This is a genomic window from Lacisediminihabitans sp., assembly GCF_036569425.1.
In the GTDB taxonomy this organism is placed as follows: domain Bacteria; phylum Actinomycetota; class Actinomycetes; order Actinomycetales; family Microbacteriaceae; genus Lacisediminihabitans.
The window spans coordinates 16,620-36,603 of the sequence record NZ_DATCQQ010000044.1 but is presented as its reverse complement, the minus strand read 5'-3'; the positions used below and the strand labels follow the sequence as shown (position 1 = coordinate 36,603).

Sequence of the window (19,984 nt, the reverse complement as noted above, 5' to 3'; positions counted from 1 at the left end):
GACGCATTCGTGGTGGCGGGTGATGTGTTTGACCGGTGTGGACTATTTCTCCACCCTCGGGTACCAGCCGGCGATCGCGGCGCTGGCTGCCGGTTTGCTGTCCCCCATTGCGACGATCGTGTTGGTCGTGTTGACCCTCGCGGGGGTCCTTCCTGTCTATCGCCGGGTTGCAGAGGAAAGCTCCCAGGGATCAGGTTCCATCCACATGCTCGAACGGTTGCTGCCATGGTGGAGCGGAAAACTCTTCGTCTTGGTGCTGCTCGGGTTCGCGGCCACCGATTTCATCATCACCATCACCTTGTCGGCCGCGGATGCCGCCGCCCACGCGGTCGAGAACCCTTTCGTCCCGTCGTGGTTGCACGGGAACGAACTCCTCGTGACACTCGTGCTTGTGGCATTGCTCGGAGCGGTGTTTCTGCGGGGTTTCAAGGAAGCCATTGGGATCGCCGTGGTCCTGGTTGTCACATACCTGGCGCTGAACCTGGTCGTGGTCATCGTCGCAGCCACCCGCATCGCCGGACACATCGCAGTCATCACGGACTGGTGGGGTGCGCTTACCGTACAACACGGGAATCCACTGATCATGGTCGGTATCGCGCTGCTCGTGTTTCCCAAACTTGCCCTAGGCCTGTCGGGGTTCGAGACCGGCGTCGCCGTCATGCCGCAAGTCACCGGGCGCCCGGACGACAACGACGAAAACCCGGCGGGTCGCATCCATGGGACAAAACGACTACTGACCAGCGCAGCAATCATCATGAGCTGCTTCCTCATTGCCACCAGCGCGGTAACCACCCTGCTCATCCCCCAGAAAGCGTTCCAGCCGGGAGGGCCCGCCAACGGTCGCGCTCTCGCCTACCTCGCCCACGAATACCTCGGGCCTGCGTTCGGGACCGTGTATGACATCAGTACCATCTGCATCCTCTGGTTCGCCGGCGCTTCGGCAATGGCAGGCCTGTTGAACCTGGTACCGCGGTACCTGCCCCGATACGGCATGGCGCCCCAGTGGACCAGGGCGGTCCGTCCGCTCGTGCTCGTCTTCACAGGAATCGCGTTTGTCATCACCATCGTCTTCAACGCCAACGTCGACGCGCAAGGCGGCGCGTACGCCACGGGCGTGTTGGTTCTGATGACGTCCGCCGCCGTCGCCGTCACACTCTCCGCCCGTCGCAAACGGCAACCTTGGCAAGCTATCGGGTTCGCCGTGATCTCACTCATCCTCGCCTACACGACCATCGTGAACGTCATCGAACGACCCGACGGGGTCCGCATCGCCGGGTTGTTCATCCTCGGCATCCTGACAGTCTCGATCGTCTCCCGCGTGCGCCGCTCGTTCCAACTTCGCGCAACCTCCGTCGTCCTTGACGAGAACGCACTCGATTTCGTCAATGAAGATGCTGAAGAGCACGCTGCCATCCGCATCATTTCCCACGAGCCCGACGTCGACACTGACGACGAATACCAGAAGAAGAGCCGCAATGAACGCATCTACGCCCACATCCCCGAACGCTCCCCCATCATCTTCCTGGAGGTGCATCCGGCAGACTCTTCCGACTTCGAAGAAGACTTGGTCGTGCACGGGGTCGCCAGACATGGATACCGTGTCCTCGAAGTCGTCAGCGCGAACGTGCCAAATACCATTGCGGCAGTGCTTCTGGAAATCCGAGATCAAACAGGAATTGTGCCCGAAATCTATTTCCAATGGACCGAAGGCAACCCCCTCTCGAACATGTTCCGATTCCTGATCGTCGGCGTCGGCGAAGTTGCCCCTGTTACGCGCGAAGTACTGCGCACAACCGAGCACAATCCCAAACGCCGCCCCGCTGTCCACGTGAGCTGAGCAACCCCCGGATTGCGGAGGCATTGGAAACGCGCCCGCGCGCAATCGAATCAGGTATCCACCCGCATCGGTGCCTCTACCCCGCCCAGGGATTCGGCGCTGGATTGCCCTCGGGGCCAGCTCTTCTCAAGGATCGGCCACAGGCCCGGGATGATGATCGCGCCGGCCAGGGCCAGAACCGCGGCTACGACCGCAAATACCGGAGTCGCTCCGACGTCGCTCGCGAGCAACCCCGCGAGCCCGGCACCAAGCGGCATGGCAAGGGTTGCAAGGATGCGGTACATGCTGCTGACTCGCCCGAGGAGCGCCGGCTCGACCGTGGCCTGACGGACGGTCACGCTCATGACGTTCCAAATGGTGACGGCAAAGCCGTTGAACGCGAGGAGGAGTGCTGCGAGCCAGGAGTCAGTCGTCAAGGCGAGAGCTGCAATGGATGCTGCGCTGATGATCACCGCAACTGCCGTCGCGCGCGCTGCGCCAAGGGCGCGCACGAAGCGGATGGCCACGGTGGCACCAGCGAGGGAACCGAGCGCGGAGAGAGCGAGCATGACCCCGTAACCGGTGGCGCCGGAGTGGAGGTCGCGGAGAGCGTAGATCGTGGCGATCCCCCAGAACGCTCCCGAAACTCCCGCCCACACGGCAAGGAGGATCGACATGCGTCCAAGGAGCCTGGAATGCACGACAACAGTCAGGCCCTCGAGAAGTTCGTGTCGGAACTCGGCGAGACGATTGCGTCTCGCGGCCGAGCGAGCACGAGACGGTTCGTCAACTCGAAGACCGAGGACGATCGCGGCGGCCGCAGCGAGAAGGAGCATATTCGCAAGAACAGGCCAGAACGACGCGACGGCGAACAGGACGCCGCCGGCTGCCCGACCCACGAACATCTCTCCCATGATCATCCCTGATTGCAGGCGCGAGTTGGCTTGTCCAAGGTCGGAAGTGGACACGAGCCGGGGCAAGATCGCGTGCGCCGCAGGGTCGCCTACTGCTTCTCCGACCCCGTAAAGAAACGCTGCCACGCACAGCGCCGGTATCGTCAAAGATCCTTGCCAAGTCAGAACTGTGACGAGCGCGAGAACGGCGGCGCGGGCGATGTGGGCGCCCGCGATCAGCCCGCGCTTTCGGGCACGGTCGACGAAGACTCCGGCTATCGGGCCGACCAGAAGCGCGGGCAGATAAGTGAATACGGTTACGAGGGCGATAAGACCCGCGTCCCGCGTGAGCTGAGTGGCGAGAAGTGGCAGCGCGACGAGGCGGATGCCGTCGCCGAGGTTGGTGGCCGTCGTCGCCGTCCAAAGAATCCAGAACGAACGAGGAAGACTGCTCTGCCTAGTCAACGGTGTCTCCTGGCGCTGGCTGCGAGAAGGCGAAGGATGCGAGCGTGACCAGTCGGCCGGTCTCGGATTCGAGACCGCGGATGCTCTCCAATGCCTGTTCGAGAATCGCAACCGCCGACCGCCGCGCCCCGCCGGACAGGCGAACCTGCGAGATGAACAGACGCTGATCAGTGGCACCTTCCATCTGGGAAGCGAGAGTGCGCAACACCGTGGCCCGCGCGCCGGGGTTCTCGTGGTCGAGCTCCACGGCGATGGCCGGCGCGGTCAGTGACCAGCTTTGCTGCAGGCCGCCGCGCACAGTGCGACCCTGCACCTGACGGGCTATCCCGGCGCGCTCGAGGAGCTTCAGGTGATAGCTGACGCTCCCTTTGCCGAGGTTGAGTTCCGTTGCCAGCTCACTCATCGTCCACACACGGTTGCGAAGCAACCCGACGATGCGCAACCGCACCTCGTTCGCCAGAGCGCGAAGCTGACTTGCACTCGATACGACGGTCGACCCGTCCCGCCGTGTAGCTGACTCGTTTTCGCGCACTACTAAGTGTCAACAATTGTTGATACTTAAGTCAATCGATCCTCGGAAGATCGAATACCCACTTCGGCCCGCTTTCGGTCGGACGGAAAAAATCGCGCCTCGAGGAGGCCGACGAGAAACCTGGAAAGTCGGCGACCGAACTGGTTCGCAAGAGCATCCTCGGCGGCAGCCCAGTCGAGAGCACGTAGCCACGTCCCTGTTTCACCCAAGTGAGCCAGGAGGAGTCCGGCCAATCGACATGCTGGGCGGGCGGTTCCTTCTGGTTGAATGAGGAAATGTCTAAGGATCACGCGCTTTCGTCCGCGCCGAAGCTCGTGCCAGGTGATCGGGTCGCTATTCTGTCGCCTTCGTTCGCCGCTCCCGGATTCGCGCCGGGGGTCCACGAACAGGCGATGCGCCGACTCATCACGGCGACGGGGCTTGTCCCCGTGGAGTACGCCACGACCCGCAGGCTCGGCGCCACGCCCGAGGATCGCGCGGCTGACATCAATGCGGCGTTTGGTGACCCGACAATCCGTGCGATCCTCGCGACTATCGGCGGTGATGATCAGATCACCGTAATCCCTCACCTTGATGCGGGCCTTGCCGCAGCAGACCCCAAGATCTTTCTTGGCTACAGCGACAACACCAACCTCCTGAACTGGCTCTGGTCGCTCGGGATAGTCGGATATTACGGCGGATCGACTCAGGTCCACCTCGGGCCGGGTCCGCGGATCGATGACGTCCATCTCGCGTCGCTGAGGGCCGCGCTTTTCACCGGCGGAGAACTTGAGATTGTGGAGCCAGGAGAGTCGGAGGATTTCGGCCCAGATTGGCTGTTGCCGCGCGCCCTGACCGAGTTCGGCGAGAGAGAACCCACAGAACAGTGGACATGGGCTGGGCCGGAACGCGAGGTCGATGGTCGTACCTGGGGCGGTTGCGTCGAGGTTGTCGACCAGTTGGCGATGGCTGACCGGCTGCCGTCGCTGAAGGATCTCGAAGGGACGATCCTGATTCTCGAATCCAGCGAGGAAGTGCCGCCAGCGGTGTGGGTGAAGCGGTGGGTTCGATCCCTCGGAGAGCGGGGAATCCTCGCCGCAGTAGTCGGCGTCATCGTTGCAAGGCCTCCCGTGAGCAGCCGCGAGGTGGTCCCGCCCTCGGAAGAGCGTGCGCGTCTTCGCGCCGCTCAACGCGATGCGGTCATCAGCGAGGTCACTCGCTACAACGCAGAGGCCGTGGTCTGCGTTGGTGTGCCCTTCGGCCACACGCGCCCGCAGTGGATCGTGCCGTACGGCGGACGAATTCGGCTCGACGGTCGGGCAAAAGCAATCACAGCAAGCTACAACTGACGGCGCGTGGGACCCGCGACCACGACGATGGAGTGGAGCGCCCGCTGAAGGTTCCCAAGTGACAAAGCATCGGCGCGCTCGGCCGTTGGGTGGAGTGGCCCTAGATCTGTCGCGTTGGTCGTCTCGCTTGCGGGCATGTTCAGCAGATGCGATCGCTGATGCGCATCACGCTATCTCGACGGTGCCACCCCAACCGTCGTAGTCGCCTCGGGTATTCGTCACGATCGCGAATACAGCTCGAACTGTCGCCTCAACCGTCGCCGGCAAAACGTCCTCATCTCGCCTGGCGATCAGGATCGTCTTTAGACCGCGTCGACCAATCTCAACATGGAACCCCTGCGCCGCAAGCGATTCACGCGCCTGGTCCGCGTTCTTGCGTCGCGCAAAGTATGAAAAGTGTTCGACCTCGCGAACCGCTGAAAGGTTGTCGTCCATGCCGAGGCGTTGGTCGAGCTGTTCGGCGCTCAGGGAGAGCAGCTGCTCCAGTGACTTGCCGCGATCCGCCATACCCACCTCTGTGTCTTTGTGAGCGATCCTAGGGCTTCCGACCGTGTGCGGTCCCTCTTCAGGGCATTCCACTTTCCTACTATAGTAAGTGCGCATACTACTTAGGAGGATTGTCGTGTGGACGACAAATTACACCGTTGAGACCAGCGCCAAATCAACCGACGTGTGGGAAGCCCTCCGCGCACTTCACTCGGGAATCGCTCTCGGGCCGGCCTCGGATAAGTTCGAGCTCCACGGACCCTTTGAGGTTGGCACCCAGGTCACGGTCACACCTCAAGGGCAGGATCCGATGCAATCGGTCATCACGGAGCTGGAGCCGGCTGTCGTCTACGCAGACCAGACCTCCTTTGGAGACTTGCTGCTCACCTTTCGTCACCAACTTGTATCCACCGCAATCGGCGGCACAGCGGTCACGCACACACTTGAAATCACCGGTGCCGGTTCCGACGACGTCGGCCCCGAGCTTGGATCTCAGATCAGCAGCGATTTCCCCATCGCGATGGCGGAACTGCTCACCAGCGCGGAGAGCGGCGTGCGTGCCTGAACTCAGTGCGCATGAGCCGGCTCTGGGCAGCAATTTTGAATCCGATGCGGAAAGCCCGGGCTTGGCGCTACGGCAGGTGACGAATCGATGGCAAGCCGTCATGCGTGCCGCGCTGAAATCGCACGACCTCACCCACGTTCAATATGTTCTCTTGGCCTCCCTGGTGTGGATGCAGGCCCACGACAGCGAGCCGATCACTCAAGCGGAGCTAGCTGAGTTCGCGACAACCGATCGCATGATGACTTCCCAGGTGCTTCGCACACTAGAGACGAAACAGCTGATCCACCGGGATCACCATCCGAGCGACGGCCGCGCCCGGGCACTGCGCGCAACGCCGGCGGGCATCTTGTACGCCCAGCGCGCTACCCAAGACGTCGAAGCCGCCGACCGTACGTTCTTCGCTCCCTTGCGTGAGAACACGACCGGTTTCGTTGCTGAGCTGGCGCTTCTAATTGACACTGCGGAGCCGCTCGGCACGCACGCTGCGTTGGCCCAGTAAACGTTCGACAATCTGGGACGAGTCCGCGTCCTCGATCCCCTCTCGGAGGGGCTGATGGACTAAACCTTGCGTGCGAGGAGGAATGCCTGGGGAGTCTTCTCCGAATCATCCGGTGCCCGGTGGAGCTGGCTGTGCACGGCCAGTCCGGAGTCGGCCAGCATAACCGTGAGGCGATTGGCTGGCAGTCGGTAGGCGTCGAGGTCAAGGTCGTGGCCATACGCCCGTGTGATGTGTCGGGGCTCGTCCCCCGACTGGAAGGCAATCAGCAGGTATCCGCCCGCGGCAAGCACCCGCGCGAACTCGGCGAAGACAACCGGCAGCCGTTCCGGCGGGGTGTGGATGATCGAGTACCAGGCGACGATGCCGCCCAGTGATCCGTCCTCGAGGGCGAGCGCCTCCATCGTCCCCTCCTCAAACCGGAGCGTGGGGTGATCCTTGCGCGCCACGGCAATCATTCCGGGCGAGAGGTCGATGCCGATCGTGGTCAGCCCGAGCGAATCGAGGTGCGCCGTCACGCGGCCCGGGCCGCACCCGATGTCGGCAACCATCCCGTTCCCATAGGCCTGAACGAGCTCGCTGAATGCCGAGATCATCGCCCGATCGATCGATTTGCCTGCCAACTCGTGGCGAAGGAGCACCGCATAGTCGACGGCGACCTCGTCGTACGCCCGGCGAGTGGCGCTCACGTCGGAGGGTTCGGTCATGCTCCGAAGCGTATGGGAAATGTGCCGATTGCGGTTCGGGTTCCCCTTACAAGTGCCGCCCTTGCGCGGAGAATGGTCGCATGACCGATGAGAAGCCGTTCGTCCCGTTCTGTCCAACCCCGCGGGACTTTCCGGGCTATGCCATGCCACCAACGGTCCCAGACGGCCTCCGACTCGAGCTCAGCCGCGCTCGAATTCGGGACGGGCGTGAGCACGAGTTCGAGGAGTGGATGCAGATGCTCAACGATCGGTATGACGAGAGCCTTCTGGCGATCCCCGCCGAACGGGCCGTCCTCGAAGCGACATTCCGCCACACGGAAGCCGACGGATCCACGTGGATCTACCACCTCAGCCTCGTGGGTGAGGGCGGTGGTGGCCTTGACGAGTCGAATCAGATCGACGCCGACCATGCTGCCTTCTCGCGGCGGGTGAAAGAGCCTGGCTGGGAAGAACTCGAGCCCAAGTTCATGCTCACGCCGGCTCACATCCTCGAAGCAATGACCTCATGGGGCCACACCGGCCACCGGTAAGGAAGAGTCTGCCGTCGGGCGCCACGACCGGCGGTTCCAGCCAACGGACGGCGCTGCGCACTGACGAGCTTCTAGCTCACGATCGGGTGCACTTCTTCGAAATGCTCGACAAGCGGGAAAGGGTCGTAGAACCGGTGGAGCAGGGCGCGCCACTGCTGGTATTGCTCGGATTCCCTGAAGCCGATCGTGTGGTCTTCCAGGCGTTCCCACTCCACGAGAAGCAAGTACGTGCTTTGGGACTCAAGCGATCGGGAGAGCGACAGCCTCCGAAAGCCCGGCATGGAGGAGATGATCACCCGCGCTTCGGTGAACGCCGCTTCGAATTCTCGTTCTTTGCCGGGGATGACGGGGAGAAGCGCGTGTTCGGTGACCATTCGACGATTCTCCCAGCACCCGGCGTCAACGATCGGGCAGCGTGGCGACGGCCTCGATCTCGACGAGCGCGCCGGGCCGCGCCGGCGTGACGGCAAGCACGGTCACGGCGGTGCGGTGATCGCCCCACACCGAGCGAGTCGCGGCGTAGGCCACACCGGGGTCGACTCCAACAGCGAGATAGATCGTGAGCTTGGCCGCATACTCGGGGCCCGTTCCGGCCTCGGCGAGCACGGCGAGCACGTTGCGCATCGCGAAGACGATCGGCGGCATGTCGGCCGGCACGTCGGGCGGCGCCAAGACGTTCGACCACGACAACGCGACCGCGTTGTACAAGCGGCGAGACGACTACCGGCCCTAACCACGGCGGCGGATGCTAGTCCGACGTGGGGTACACCGCCACGGTCTGCGAGCCGCTCGGACGATTCGCGAGGACGATCGCGAGGATGCCGAGGAACACCGCGCTGCCGACGCGGACAAGGGCACCCAGACTCCCCAGGATTCCCACGGCCGCCAGCTGGCCATCCTGCACGGATCCGATTGCGACGACCTCCGTCAGCCATTGCGCGGCAATCGCCGCCAGCGCCCAGGTGGGCGCCCAGTTCCACGGGCGGGGCACGACTCCGGCGCGGGCAATCTGGATGACGGCCACGAGCGCCGCGGCGAACCGGACGAACGAATCAAGATAGCCGAAACCCAGCAGCGGAACCGGAGGGTAGTCGCGGGAAAAATAGAAGTTCTGCAGCAGCGGCATCAGCAGCGCCCAGATCGCCAACACCGTGAGCGCCGCGGTTCCCAGCGGCCTGCGCGCCGTGAGGCTGCCGTGACCGCGGATGCCGAATGCGAATACCAGCAGCGAGGCGGAAAAGAGGACCGTCTCGAGGATGCTCGAGACGGTGACGAATACCGTGCCGGGTTGCACGGCCACACCGATCACCACCGTCGCAAGGAGCAGTGCACCGCCGAGCACCCACGCGCGTCGTGACGCCGCGCGATTGGGAACCCGGAGACCGACCATAATTCTGGAGTGTACTAGTTCGTCTGCGGCATCAAGAAGCGGACGCAACCCCGAGCGGAGACCGATGATGAGGCGCCCGTCCAGCCGGTCGATTCGCCTCCTGGCCGGGATTCTCAGACCCTCGCGCCAACCGTGCCGCCCGACTCTCTCCACACCCTGCACTCCCAGGATTGTGGACAGCAGGCGTTCGAACGGATCGCCACCATCGTGCCCGCCCCGCATCTTCGGTTCGAGCAGCGGAACGGCAAGGAGATCGCGCTTCTCGACGTCGTGATCGCCCCAACCGGCGCCTGGGGATCGGTGCGACTCCTCTCGACGACGCGAACGACACTCCTGATCCCGCTCGAGGGCGAGCAGAGAATGCTCGAGCTCACGTTCACGTCGTCGACCCCACTGACCACCCTGACACTGGAGTACGTTCCGTCCCGGTGCGGAACCCACGTCATCTCCGAAGACAAGATCGGCACTCTCATCCCGTTCCACGCCAAAGCAGGAACGTTCGCGGACATGTTCTTTCGCGTGGCCGTGTCTCCCGAGGTCAAGTCGGAGTTCTACGACTGGGTGGGGCGATACTGCGCACAGTGAGAGTCCGCAGCACCTCGTCTCGTTCGGCTACCAGGTGGAGTCTCCGCGGATCACCACATCCGATCCGCCATCGATGAACACCACCTGCCCGCAGAGGTGGGCGTTCTCCTCGCTCGACAGCCAGGCCAGCAGGTAGGCGACCGCCCGTGGCTCGAAGATTCCGTTGAGCGGCATGGGCACCATCTGGGTCAGCTGTTCGCGCTGCTGCGGGGTGGCGATCAGGTCCGCCGTCATGGGCGTCTCGACCACGCCCGGTGCAACACCGTTGAGTGGGATGGAGGCCCCCGCCCACTCGGCGGTCGCGGCGTGCCGGCGGATCCATAGCGCGAGAGCGCGCTTGGTGGTTCCGTAGATCAGGCCGCCCTGTTCCGGGCCGCCCTCCTCCAGCACCGCGGCGCGGGCCAACGCCTCCGTCTCGTTTCCGGCAAGCAGGGCCGCCAGCAGGGCGTCATCCGGCGGGAACAGCGACGCCATCGACGACACCGCAACCGCGCGTGGTGCGGATGACTTGGCGAGAAGGGGGCGCAGGCCCTCAAGCGTCGCGACGGTTCCGAAGAAGTTAACGGCGGCGGTTTTCGCCGTCGGCGTCGCCAGGCCGGCGATGGCAAGCACCGCATCCACCGTCCCACCGCTCAGTTCGGTGACCTTCTCGACGAGGGCCGTGCGCCCCCCAGTCGTGGACAGGTCCACGGTGACATCGGCATCCCGAATGTCTACCCCGATCACCCGCTCACCGCGTTCGAGCAGAAGCTCTCGGGTGGCCTTTCCGATGCCGCTCGCGGATCCGGTGACGACGTAGGTGCGGGACATGGAGTGTGACCTTTCGAGACGGTGCTGGGCATCGTGCCCGGCATTGCCATGATTCCGGTGGGCCGCTGGCGCGAGAGGGTCTTTCGTCCCACTCCCCCGCCATCGCGACCGTTCAGCGCCAGACGCGCTATGGGTCTGGAGCGACGCACTCAACGCCTGGCGCGGCCGCTCATACTGAGGAGATGAACTCCGCGTCGGGAGAAATCGTTCCCGCCTTTCCTGGCCTCGTGCCCGAACTCCTGGTGACCGATCTCGCCGCCAGCCTCGACTTCTGGGGCGCACTCTGCGGTTTCGAGGTTCTCTATGACCGGCCGGAGGAGGGGTTCGCCTACCTGCACTCGGGACCATCGCACATCATGCTCGATCAGATCGGGATCGGTCGAGACTGGATCCCCGGCCCTCTCGAGAAGCCGTTCGGTCGCGGCGTGAATCTCCAAATCTCGGTTGCCGCCATAGCGCCCTTGGTCGAGCGCCTGTCATCCGCCGGCTGGCCGCTGTTCATGGCCCCCGAGACCCGGTGGTATCAGACGGGCCATACTCGGGCGGGCCTGAGCCAGTTCCTGGTGCAGGACCCCGACGGATACCTGGTTCGGTTCGCGTCGCCGTTGGACGTTCCAGCGCGCTGACTCCCTGCTCCAGCGCTCCGCGAGTCGTGCCGATAGTCTTGGAGGACGGCAACTGATGAGGATTTCCTGAAGTTCGTGGCCGACTCCCTCATCCGATTGCCCGGCGCCGTCGGTGTTGCGCTTGGCGGCTCTCGCGCCGAGGGAACGAGCAGGCCGGACAGCAACTGGGACTTCTCGATCTACTATCGCGGCACCTTCGACCCGGACGACGTTCGAGCGCTGGACGACGTTGTGGCTGATCTGACGACGGACGCGGGTGTGCTGGAGGCGCAGGTCGACCGCGCCAGAAGCATCATCGAATCTGCGCTGACTCGCGAGGGCATCGACCTGCACTGGCGCGACTAAACCGCACCCAGCCTGTCGAGTCGCGCCACCGTTGGATCGCCCGAATCGACCCGGGATCCGCGGAAGGCGATGACGCAGATGACCAGGTTGATCGCCAGCAAGACAAAGCTCACGATCACCGCCCCGACAATGCTCAGCCACAACACTTCCCAATGCGGAAACAGCATGGTCTCGTCCCAACCCGCATCGTCCGCACGACCGATCATCGCGTCGTCGATGGGCAGCCAGACAGCGGCGATGATCACGGTGATGGAGGCAAGGAGGAGACTCACGGCGAGACCGGATGCCGCGAGCACGCGAATGGAGGTTCGGCCCACGTTCATGAATCCGCCTTTTGCTCAGTTTCGTGCAATCGGCCTCATACTATGGCACCGAGCCACCCATGGCACCGAGCCACCGGGCGCGCGGCGACTTCGTCGCCTGCACGTCAGATGACGACGAGGTCCTGCGTGCTCACGACGGTCGCGAATTCGCCCTGGAGGTTGAGGGCAGTCATTCGCCCGATCTCCGACGCCGGAACCAACACGCCCTGCAGATCCTTTCGGTCGAACATGTGCGTCGCGTCGAGCGCGAAGAGCACCGTGTAGCCGAGGTTTCCGCCCACACGGGCCGTCGTCTCGCAGCAGTGATTGGTCGTGATCCCGCAGATGACGATGCCCTCCAGCTGCTCGGACTGAAGCCAGGCATGCAGGTCCGGGGTGCCGTGGAACGCGGAATTGACGGACTTGACGACGAGCAGGTCGGGGTGCCCCACGAGTACGTCTTTGAACTCGTGCCCCGCCTGGCCCGGCCGCAGCGGCGATCGGGGATTCGTTGAATCGTGCCGAACGAAGACGACGGGACGGTCGCGGGCGCGCCAGGTGGCCACCAACTCGGCGATGTTCGCCTCGCAGGCCGGGTTGTCACGCTGACCCCACCACGCGGAGTCGTCGAAACCGCGTTGCACGTCGATGACGATGAGGGCAGCACGGGCCAGGCTCGACTCGGTGAAGTCCATGGAGCGATACTGCCCTGCGGCCCCGCGGTAGACGAACCCGTACGATCAGCCTATGGATGACGAGAAGCACGCTGAGGTGACATACGATCCGACCGCGTCGAACCAGGATCCCTTCTTCACCATCGTGGCGCCGAATCTGGACGGGATCTCGCGCAACTCCTTCCAGCGCGGATCCGTCAGCCGGCGCCGGATCATTCGTGCCGGAATCCTGGTCGTGGCGATTCTCGCCGGAATTGCCGTAATCACCGTCATCGGCGGGCTCTTCGCGTCAGTCGGTTGATCCCGCGCCGGAAGCCGAACATCGCGGGAAGCAGCGACACGCGCGTCACCCCACGGCTGCCCTCGGCGGAGAACGGGGATGATCAGGGTCGCCGGCAGGGCGGCCGCGTGCCCGGCGCGCCACGCACTCTCGCTGGCCATCACTCTCGGAAGGCGGATTCCCGCCAACGAGTTCACGCGGATGCGGCCCCTCGCGCACGCGACGATCACCCCGGAAACGAGAAGATCGACGACCAAGAGAACAATGCTCGGGATTGTCACGGGTCGAGCCTGGTCAGCCACGCTACAAAGGCGACCACCGATCTGGGCCCACTCGACCCATCCATCCACACCCCGCGGAGTGCTATTTTCGAGTCATGACCCCGGAGAATCTGGCCAACCTCGCGCACCTGCGCCGGGCGCGGGACCTGATCGACCGGGACTACGCGCGCCCGCTCGACGTTCCGACAATGGCTCGCCGCGCGCTCATGTCGCCGGCGCATTTCTCGAGGCAGTTTCGGGCTGCCTACGGCGAGACGCCGTACAACTACCTCAGCACTCGACGCATCGAACGGGCCATGTCCCTGCTGCGCGAGGGGATGACCGTGACCGAGGCGTGCATGGCGGTGGGCTGCACCTCGCTCGGTTCGTTCAGCACCCGTTTCACTGCCCTCGTGGGGGAATCGCCGAGCGCGTATCGCGCACGGGAACACACTGCGGTGAAGGCGATGCCCGCCTGCGTGGCGAAGGCGCACACGCGGCCGACGCCGGCCAGACAGAGCAGGATTCGAGAAGCGGCCGCCGCAGCGTCGTCCTAGGGTGGCCGCATGAGCATCGCACTCCACTACTGCAATATCACTGTCAACGACCCGATCGAGTCGATCGCGTTCTATCGCGACGCGCTCGGCCTCGAGGTGCGCAATGACGTGGCATCCGGCGGGTTCCATTGGATCACCCTCGGCAGCGCCACCCAGCCCGGTGTCGAGATCGTCCTCTCCGAACCGCATGCCGGCCGGTCGGAGGCCGACGGCGACGCCATGCAAGAGCTCCTCACCAAGGGATCCCTGCCGATCATCGTCTTCAGCGCCGACGATCTCGACGCGACCTACGAGAGGGTGCTGGCCACCGGTGCCGAGGTGCTTCAGGAGCCGATCGACCAGGCGTGGGGTCCGCGGGACTGCGCGTTCCGCGACCCGTCGGGCAACACGGTTCGCATCTCGCAGGCCCCCGCCGCTTGAGGCGCCACGGCGAACGAGACTTCGTCGCACCGGTCTCGGCGGGCCCGAACTGCGGATGGCGCGGGTCGCGCCACGGTCGCGGCTAGCGTAGAAGCATGTCATCAGAGACTCAGCTTCTTCCGTTTCGCTCGCTCGACGACTACATCGCGCTGCCCCGGGTGGAGGGTCTTGCGCTTTCCCCGGACGGGAACCAAGTCGTTCTGACGGTCGCGACGCTTGCCAGGGACGCGACGTCGTACGAGCGCGCCCTGTGGTCCGTGCCGGCGGACGGATCGGGGGTGCCGACGCGGCTGACCCGCTCGGCGAAGGGCGAATCCGGGGTCTCATTCACGGCATCCGGCGACATCCTGTTCGTCTCCGGCCGGCCGGATGCGTCGGCCGAGAAGGACACCGAGGCCGCCCAACTGTGGGTGCTGCCGGCCGTGGGTGGCGAGGCCCGCGCCGTGACCCGGCTGGCCGGCGGGGTGTCCGGGATCGCGGCCGTCGCGACCGAATCGAACTCGATCGTGATCGCCGCCGACCTGGTGTCCAGCGCCGACGGGCTCGAGGCGGACGCCGAGGCGCGAAAGAAGCGCAAGGACAAGAAGGTGGCCGCGATACTGCACGAGAGCTACCCCGTGCGGTACTGGGACCACGATCTCGGGCCGGCCGAGCCGCACCTGCTCTCTCTCGACCTATCGGACCTCACCGAGACGCTCACCCCCGCACGACCCGCCCCGGACGCCGGCGCCCCGACGCCCTACCCGCCCCACCTCCCTCGCCCTCGCGACCTCACCCCGAAGCCTGGCCGCTCGGCCGACACCGCAGGCCAGGCGCTCACGCCGGACGGCCGAACCCTGATCGCGTCCCTGCGACGGCCGGAGCAGCGCTCCGGCCGATTCGTGATCGTGTCGATCGACGTCGAGACCGGGCGGCGCACGACGCTCTTCGACGTCGAGAGCGTGGACTTCGAGGTGCCGGCGGTCAGTCACGACGGGCGCCGGATCGCGTTCGTGCGCGCCGAATTCAGCACGCCGAGCGGCCCGGCAGACCAGGAACTCTGGGTCGCCGACATCGACGGCGGCAACGCCACGCGCATCGCGGATGGCTGGGATCGCTGGCCGTCGAGCCTCGTCTTCGACGCCGACGACCGGGCCCTCATCGTCACCGCCGACCACGACGGCCGCGGCCCGGTCTTCCGCGTCCCGCTCGACGGCGGCGCCCCGACCCGGCTCACCACCGACGACTTCAGCTACACCAACGTCGCCGTCGACACCGCCACCGGCGACCTCGTGGCCCTCCGCTCATCGTGGGTGACCCCGCCGCATCCGGTGCGGATCTGCCGCGACGGAGCAATCGTGACCCTGACGACTCCGGCGACGCTTCCGGAGGTGCCCGGCTCGATCACCGAGGTGGAGACGCTGGCCGAGGATGGAGCGCGCGTGCGCGGGTGGCTGCTGCTGCCCGATGGGGCCTCGGCCGAGCATCCGGCGCCGCTGCTGCTCTGGATCCACGGCGGCCCGCTCAACAGCTGGAACGCCTGGAGCTGGCGCTGGAACCCGGCCCTCGCGGTGGCTCGCGGGTATGCCGTGCTGCTGCCGGACCCCGCGCTCTCGACCGGCTACGGCCTCGACTTCATCGCGCGCGGCTGGAACGCCTGGGGCGCCAGGCCGTACACGGACCTGCTCTCGATCACGGATGCCGCGGAGGCCCGCGCAGACATCGACGAGTCGAAGACGGCGGCGATGGGCGGCTCGTTCGGCGGGTACATGGCCAACTGGGTCGCCGGCCACACGGACAGGTTCCGGGCGATCGTGAGCCACGCCAGCCTCTGGGCGCTCGACCAGTTCAACGGCACGACCGACAACTCCTGGTACTGGCAGAGCATCTTCTCGCCGCAGGGCATGATCGACAGCTCGCCGCACCACGCCGTTCGCGACATCGTGACGCCGATGCTCGTGATCCATGGCGGCCACGACTACCGCGTGCCGATCGGCGAGAGCCTGCGGCTGTGGTCGGAGCTGGCTGAGCACCACGCCGAGCCGGACGGCTCGACGCGGCACAAGTTCCTCTACTTCCCCGATGAGAACCACTGGGTTCTGGGGGCCCAGCACGCGGTGGTCTGGTACGAGACCGTGTTCGCGTTCCTCGACCAGCACGTGCACGGGCAGGAATGGAAGCGGCCAGAGCTGCTCGCCTGACGACGCGGCGCGCCCGCTCGGCGAATCGCCGGCATCGATGACCTTACCGACGCCCTCAACAATCTGGTCAAATGTCGTGTCTCGTTGCTACACCCGTCACGCCCGCTGGCAACTCGCGCGTCTCGGCCCGCTCATTCTCCGCGAATTCTTTCCGCTGCGCTGTTTGGCTTGTTGGACCTCACACCCCTACTTAGGAGCGTTCTGGCATGACTTCGACACACCACGAATCCCCCGACATCCGCAGGATGCTCAACAAGGTGCCGCAGGTCGCCGCAATCTTCTGGATCGTCAAGGTACTCGCCACCACGGTCGGCGAGACGGCCGCCGATTTTCTTGGCGTCAACCTCAATCTCGGCCTCACGATCACCACAGTGATCATGGCCACCCTGCTCGCGTTCATGCTCGTGGCGCAGTTTCGGTCGGAGCGATACGTGCCGGCGGTGTACTGGACCGCCGTGGTATTGATCAGCATCGTGGGAACCCTCATCACCGACAACCTCGTGGACAACTTCGGGGTGCCTCTCTGGCTGACCACCGCGGTGTTCGCCGCGGCGCTCGCCGTCACCTTCGTCGCGTGGTTCGCCGTGGAGAAGACGCTGTCGATCCACTCGATCTTCACGACCCGGCGCGAGACCTTCTACTGGCTCGCCGTGCTGTTCACCTTCGCCCTCGGCACGGCCGCGGGCGACCTCGTCGCCGAAAGCCTCGACCTCGGCTACCTGCTGTCCCTCGTCGTTTTCGCGGTCGCGATCGCGATCGTGACCGTGGCGTATTTCGCGTTCCACCTGAACGCCGTGCTCGCGTTTTGGATCGCCTACGTGCTCACCCGACCCCTCGGGGCATCCACCGGGGACCTGCTCTCCCAGAGCGCCAAGGATGGCGGCCTCGGACTCGGCACCACCGGCACGAGCCTCCTGTTCCTGCTCGTGATCCTCGCACTCGTGACCGCCTTGTCATTCCCCGGCCGAGCAGTCTCCTCCCGGGTCGACGTCGAACCCACGGCCTAATGGCGGGCGCCCCCGCGGCCGCGCACACGGCATGCTTGGACCATGGCAAAGCTCACGACCGTGTCCCCCAAGATCGACAGCATCCTCCTCGTCGACCTCGTTGAGGGCGACCCCGAGACGCTCGAGGCCCGCGAAAGCTACGACGGACTGCGGTTCGTTTCCGCGGACCTGAGCGGGCGGGACCTCGCCGCGGCGTCGTTCAGCGAATGCGAGTTCCTGGACCTTTCGGCGAACGGCTGCGACCTGCGATCCGCGAGTTTCGTCGAGACCAGGATCGAGCGTCTCGACGCGCCGATTCTCGCGGCCCCGCGGTCGCGCTTTCGTGATGTAGCGCTGCAGGGCTCCCGAATCGGCTCGGCCGAGTTCTACGACGCAAGCTGGCAGTCGGTGCACATCAGCAACTGCAAGCTCGGCTTCGTGAACCTGCGCGGCGCGGAGCTGCGCGACGTTCTCTTCACCGACTGCACCATCGACGAACTCGACCTCGGCGGAGCGGCGGCGCACCGGGTGTCCTTCGTCAACACGACGGTCACGAGCCTCGATGTCACCCGCGCCAAGCTCGAACACGTGGACCTGCGCGGCGCAGAACTGCGCGGGCTCACGGGCATTGAGGGGCTGCGCGGGGCCACCGTGAACCCTTACCAGGTGTCGGATCTGGCCACCGTGTTCGCCCGGCACTTCGGCATCAAGATCGAAGGATAGTTGACAGGCTGGGCACGAAAGCGTGCCGTCCGATCCCGCCGACGAGCAGTTCAGTCCACCAGCGCCGAGGCAATGGAATCACCGATGAATTGGCCGAACCGCACCGGATCCCATCCGCAGCGCACGACGAGCAGCTCGTAGAGTTCGGGCGAGCTGTAGGTCCACAGCACGTCGGTGGCCTGGTCGAGCGAGATCCCTTTCCTCAGAAGATCACGGTCGGCGAGTGTTCGCGCGTTGTGGCGCATGCGTTGGCGGCGTTGTGCATCGCTCTGCCGCAGGAGAGTCGCCATCTCCGGGTCGGCAATTGCCGCGTCGCGAACCAGCAGGTGAATCGGTGCAACCAGGGGCGCCACCTCGGAGGTAAGAACTCCCCATCCCCGCACGAGGGCGCGGGGGTCCAGTTCGGCACTCTGTAGGATGTTCGACCGCTCTTCCGCGGCGACGGGCCCCTCGCCGGCCAGACTCCGATCGTAGATCGCCCGTACCAAACCCGGCTTGCCGCCGAAGGCCTTGTGCACGGTATCCGCTGACAGTACCGCGGCCGCGGCGATCGACGCAATCGTGGTTGAGGCATAGCCGTCGGCAAGAAAGCGTTGGCGGGCCGCGTCAAGAATCGCCTCGCGATTGTTGCGCGCCTGCACTTGCCGGCTACGCGAGTCGTAAATTCGGGTGCTCTTCGGTCTATCCACGCATTTCATTCTATGTTACGGTATTCATTATAGCCAACCTGATCGAATTGAGAGTGCGCGATGGATGAAGCAACCGATCCCGCGTCCTTCGTGACGAGGCTCGCCGCCGCGACCAATGCCCACGACCTGGATGCACTCGTCAACTGCTTTGCTGATGACTACGTCAACGAGACACCAGTTCACCCGGCGCAGGGGTTCACCGGCGCCGAACAGGTACGGCGAAACTGGACTCAGCTGTTCGCCGGCATTCCTGACATTCGGGCGCTGGTGCTCAACACGGCCGTCGACGGAGCGGTCGTCTGGAGCGAGTGGGAGCTGTCAGGAACCCGCCGCGACGGTGAGCCGCAACTGATGCGCGGAGTCAATATCTTCACAGTCGCCGAGGGCCGGGCCACTTCCGCGCGGTTCTACCTCGAACCCGTGGAACACAACAGCGTCGACGCCGACTCGGCGGCGGCTCGAGTGGCGGCTCCTGGCTCACGACCGGTCCCGCGCCCATGATCCTCATTGTCGGCGGGACCGGAACTCTCGGCGGGCCCCTCGTCAACAAATTGATAGCGCGCGGGGCGACCCTGCGGGCGCTCACCCGAGACTCGAATCACGCCGCGGCGCTGCGAGCAACCGGTGTCGAGGCCGTAGTGGGAGACATTCGCGACGCCGCGACCGTCACCGCGGCCGTCGCCGGGTGCGACACCGTGATCAGCGCCATCCACGGGTTCGCTTCTGGGCGAGGAATCAGTCCGGCCGCCATCGATCGCGATGCGAATGTCTCCTTGGTGCGCGCCGCCCTCGACGCCGACGTGGACCACATGATTCTCGTTTCGGCCTACGGCGCGTCCGCATCGCATCCGATGAGCCTGCACCGGATGAAGTTCGCGGCGGAGCAGGCCCTGCGCGGCAGCGGACTGCACTGGACGATCATCCGCCCGACCGCGTTCCTCGAGACCTGGACGCAGCTGATCGGGGCGAAGCTGCCGAGCGGAGGCGCAGCCCGCGTCTTCGGTCGCGGAGACAATCCGATCAACTTCGTCGGCGTCACGGAGGTAGCGAGTGCCGTCGTGCGAGCTGTGTTCGACGAAGAGTGGCGCGACCGCACAGTCGACATCGTCGGTGCCGACGACATCACCTTCAACGAACTGGCAGCGCGCCTGACCGCGGCGACCGAGTCGTCGGCGCGCACCGATCATGTTCCCCTCTTCGCGCTCCGCGCCCTCTCCATTCTGGCCAGACCCGTCGCTCCCGCGTTCGCCAGGATGGCACAAGCTGCTGTGGTGATGGACACTTCGAACGTGGCGACCAAAGGCCCTGCACCTTCCGGGAAATGAGGCGTACAGTGGCG

General features: G+C 65.2%; 27 protein-coding genes. 16 read left to right on the top strand and 11 right to left on the bottom strand.

The window, feature by feature from the left end; genetic code table 11:
• On the top strand, positions 1-1,837 hold a 1,837-nt coding region (locus VIM54_RS08305; RefSeq protein ID WP_331900425.1), incomplete at its 5' end, for an amino acid transporter.
• Positions 1,838-1,887: 50 nt separating this feature from the next.
• On the opposite strand, the gene VIM54_RS08300 is transcribed toward VIM54_RS08305, so the two are convergent.
• Entirely contained in the window at positions 1,888-3,174 is a 1,287-nt protein-coding gene (locus VIM54_RS08300) for an MFS transporter (RefSeq protein ID WP_331900423.1), read from the bottom strand.
• Positions 3,167-3,622 (bottom strand): helix-turn-helix domain-containing protein, encoded by a 456-nt coding sequence (locus VIM54_RS08295; protein ID WP_331900430.1) that lies wholly within the window; start codon positions 3,620-3,622, stop codon positions 3,167-3,169. Before VIM54_RS08295 ends, VIM54_RS08300 begins: the two co-directional genes overlap by 8 nt.
• A 359-nt stretch (positions 3,623-3,981) precedes the next feature.
• On the opposite strand from VIM54_RS08295, the gene VIM54_RS08290 reads away from it, so the two are divergent.
• A complete protein-coding gene (locus VIM54_RS08290; RefSeq protein ID WP_331900422.1) occupies positions 3,982-5,034 on the top strand; it encodes a S66 peptidase family protein in 1,053 nt (350 codons plus the stop codon).
• Between the two features lie 165 nt (positions 5,035-5,199).
• On the opposite strand, the gene VIM54_RS08285 is transcribed toward VIM54_RS08290, so the two are convergent.
• Positions 5,200-5,541: a ribonuclease E inhibitor RraB gene (locus tag VIM54_RS08285; protein WP_331900420.1), complete on the bottom strand. Its 342-nt coding sequence runs from the start codon at positions 5,539-5,541 to the stop codon at positions 5,200-5,202.
• 115 nt (positions 5,542-5,656) lie between these two features.
• On the opposite strand from VIM54_RS08285, the gene VIM54_RS08280 reads away from it, so the two are divergent.
• Positions 5,657-6,085, top strand: a complete 429-nt coding sequence (locus VIM54_RS08280; RefSeq protein WP_331900419.1) for a polyketide cyclase — start codon at positions 5,657-5,659, stop codon at positions 6,083-6,085.
• Positions 6,078-6,584 carry a MarR family winged helix-turn-helix transcriptional regulator gene (locus VIM54_RS08275; protein ID WP_331900417.1) on the top strand — a complete coding sequence of 169 codons (507 nt, stop codon included), beginning with the start codon at positions 6,078-6,080 and terminating at the stop codon, positions 6,582-6,584. Before VIM54_RS08280 ends, VIM54_RS08275 begins: the two co-directional genes overlap by 8 nt.
• Before the next feature lie 59 nt (positions 6,585-6,643).
• Here the strand turns inward: VIM54_RS08275 and VIM54_RS08270 are convergent, their stop codons facing one another.
• Positions 6,644-7,288, bottom strand: coding sequence for a class I SAM-dependent methyltransferase (locus VIM54_RS08270; RefSeq protein ID WP_331900416.1), 645 nt, complete (start codon positions 7,286-7,288; stop codon positions 6,644-6,646).
• Positions 7,289-7,368: 80 nt separating this feature from the next.
• Between VIM54_RS08270 and VIM54_RS08265 the strand changes: the two genes are divergently transcribed.
• Positions 7,369-7,818 carry a DUF6176 family protein gene (locus VIM54_RS08265; RefSeq protein WP_331900415.1) on the top strand — a complete coding sequence of 150 codons (450 nt, stop codon included), beginning with the start codon at positions 7,369-7,371 and terminating at the stop codon, positions 7,816-7,818.
• Positions 7,819-7,889: 71 nt separating this feature from the next.
• On the opposite strand, the gene VIM54_RS08260 is transcribed toward VIM54_RS08265, so the two are convergent.
• From VIM54_RS08260 to VIM54_RS08250, 3 genes are read right to left on the bottom strand one after another with little or no spacing between them, the layout of a single operon-like run.
• The gene (locus VIM54_RS08260) at positions 7,890-8,192 is read right to left on the bottom strand and encodes an antibiotic biosynthesis monooxygenase (protein WP_331900414.1); all 303 of its coding nucleotides are present in this window, start codon (positions 8,190-8,192) and stop codon (positions 7,890-7,892) included.
• Between the two features lie 25 nt (positions 8,193-8,217).
• Positions 8,218-8,526 carry a RidA family protein gene (locus VIM54_RS08255; RefSeq protein WP_331900413.1) on the bottom strand — a complete coding sequence of 103 codons (309 nt, stop codon included), beginning with the start codon at positions 8,524-8,526 and terminating at the stop codon, positions 8,218-8,220.
• A gap of 40 nt (positions 8,527-8,566) precedes the next feature.
• On the bottom strand, positions 8,567-9,208 hold the full coding sequence (locus VIM54_RS08250) for a hypothetical protein (protein WP_331900411.1): 642 nt from the start codon (positions 9,206-9,208) through the stop codon (positions 8,567-8,569).
• Positions 9,209-9,340: 132 nt separating this feature from the next.
• On the opposite strand from VIM54_RS08250, the gene VIM54_RS08245 reads away from it, so the two are divergent.
• A complete protein-coding gene (locus VIM54_RS08245; protein WP_331900409.1) occupies positions 9,341-9,793 on the top strand; it encodes a hypothetical protein in 453 nt (150 codons plus the stop codon).
• A gap of 27 nt (positions 9,794-9,820) precedes the next feature.
• Here the strand turns inward: VIM54_RS08245 and VIM54_RS08240 are convergent, their stop codons facing one another.
• On the bottom strand, positions 9,821-10,603 hold the full coding sequence (locus tag VIM54_RS08240; RefSeq protein WP_331900408.1) for an SDR family oxidoreductase: 783 nt from the start codon (positions 10,601-10,603) through the stop codon (positions 9,821-9,823).
• 182 nt (positions 10,604-10,785) lie between these two features.
• Between VIM54_RS08240 and VIM54_RS08235 the strand changes: the two genes are divergently transcribed.
• Both VIM54_RS08235 and VIM54_RS08230 read left to right on the top strand, forming a co-directional pair.
• Positions 10,786-11,229: a VOC family protein gene (locus VIM54_RS08235; protein WP_331900406.1), complete on the top strand. Its 444-nt coding sequence runs from the start codon at positions 10,786-10,788 to the stop codon at positions 11,227-11,229.
• A gap of 75 nt (positions 11,230-11,304) precedes the next feature.
• Entirely contained in the window at positions 11,305-11,574 is a 270-nt protein-coding gene (locus VIM54_RS08230; protein WP_331900405.1) for a hypothetical protein, read from the top strand.
• On the opposite strand, the gene VIM54_RS08225 is transcribed toward VIM54_RS08230, so the two are convergent.
• Positions 11,571-11,897: a hypothetical protein gene (locus VIM54_RS08225; RefSeq protein ID WP_331900404.1), complete on the bottom strand. Its 327-nt coding sequence runs from the start codon at positions 11,895-11,897 to the stop codon at positions 11,571-11,573. The two genes, VIM54_RS08230 and VIM54_RS08225, sit on opposite strands and share 4 nt — an antisense overlap.
• A gap of 104 nt (positions 11,898-12,001) precedes the next feature.
• Positions 12,002-12,571, bottom strand: coding sequence for a cysteine hydrolase family protein (locus tag VIM54_RS08220; RefSeq protein WP_331900402.1), 570 nt, complete (start codon positions 12,569-12,571; stop codon positions 12,002-12,004).
• A gap of 52 nt (positions 12,572-12,623) precedes the next feature.
• Between VIM54_RS08220 and VIM54_RS08215 the strand changes: the two genes are divergently transcribed.
• The 6 genes from VIM54_RS08215 (at position 12,624) to VIM54_RS08190 (ending at position 17,956) form a co-directional block, all read left to right on the top strand.
• Positions 12,624-12,851: a hypothetical protein gene (locus VIM54_RS08215; protein ID WP_331900401.1), complete on the top strand. Its 228-nt coding sequence runs from the start codon at positions 12,624-12,626 to the stop codon at positions 12,849-12,851.
• A gap of 355 nt (positions 12,852-13,206) precedes the next feature.
• Positions 13,207-13,647, top strand: coding sequence for an AraC family transcriptional regulator (locus VIM54_RS08210; protein WP_331900400.1), 441 nt, complete (start codon positions 13,207-13,209; stop codon positions 13,645-13,647).
• 9 nt (positions 13,648-13,656) lie between these two features.
• A complete protein-coding gene (locus VIM54_RS08205) occupies positions 13,657-14,067 on the top strand; it encodes a VOC family protein (RefSeq protein ID WP_331900399.1) in 411 nt (136 codons plus the stop codon).
• Positions 14,068-14,162: 95 nt separating this feature from the next.
• Positions 14,163-16,247, top strand: coding sequence for a S9 family peptidase (locus tag VIM54_RS08200; protein ID WP_331900397.1), 2,085 nt, complete (start codon positions 14,163-14,165; stop codon positions 16,245-16,247).
• A gap of 206 nt (positions 16,248-16,453) precedes the next feature.
• On the top strand, positions 16,454-17,254 hold the full coding sequence (locus VIM54_RS08195) for a hypothetical protein (RefSeq protein ID WP_331900395.1): 801 nt from the start codon (positions 16,454-16,456) through the stop codon (positions 17,252-17,254).
• A 42-nt stretch (positions 17,255-17,296) separates the two neighbouring features.
• Positions 17,297-17,956, top strand: a complete 660-nt coding sequence (locus VIM54_RS08190; protein ID WP_331900393.1) for a pentapeptide repeat-containing protein — start codon at positions 17,297-17,299, stop codon at positions 17,954-17,956.
• Positions 17,957-18,006: 50 nt separating this feature from the next.
• Here VIM54_RS08190 and VIM54_RS08185 read toward each other — a convergent pair whose 3' ends face one another.
• Positions 18,007-18,645 (bottom strand): TetR family transcriptional regulator, encoded by a 639-nt coding sequence (locus VIM54_RS08185; RefSeq protein ID WP_331900392.1) that lies wholly within the window; start codon positions 18,643-18,645, stop codon positions 18,007-18,009.
• Between the two features lie 60 nt (positions 18,646-18,705).
• Between VIM54_RS08185 and VIM54_RS08180 the strand changes: the two genes are divergently transcribed.
• Positions 18,706-19,146: a nuclear transport factor 2 family protein gene (locus VIM54_RS08180; protein WP_331900391.1), complete on the top strand. Its 441-nt coding sequence runs from the start codon at positions 18,706-18,708 to the stop codon at positions 19,144-19,146.
• The gene (locus VIM54_RS08175; RefSeq protein WP_331900390.1) at positions 19,143-19,970 is read left to right on the top strand and encodes an SDR family oxidoreductase; all 828 of its coding nucleotides are present in this window, start codon (positions 19,143-19,145) and stop codon (positions 19,968-19,970) included. The genes VIM54_RS08180 and VIM54_RS08175 overlap by 4 nt, the downstream gene beginning before the upstream one ends.
• Positions 19,971-19,984: the final 14 nt, after the last annotated feature.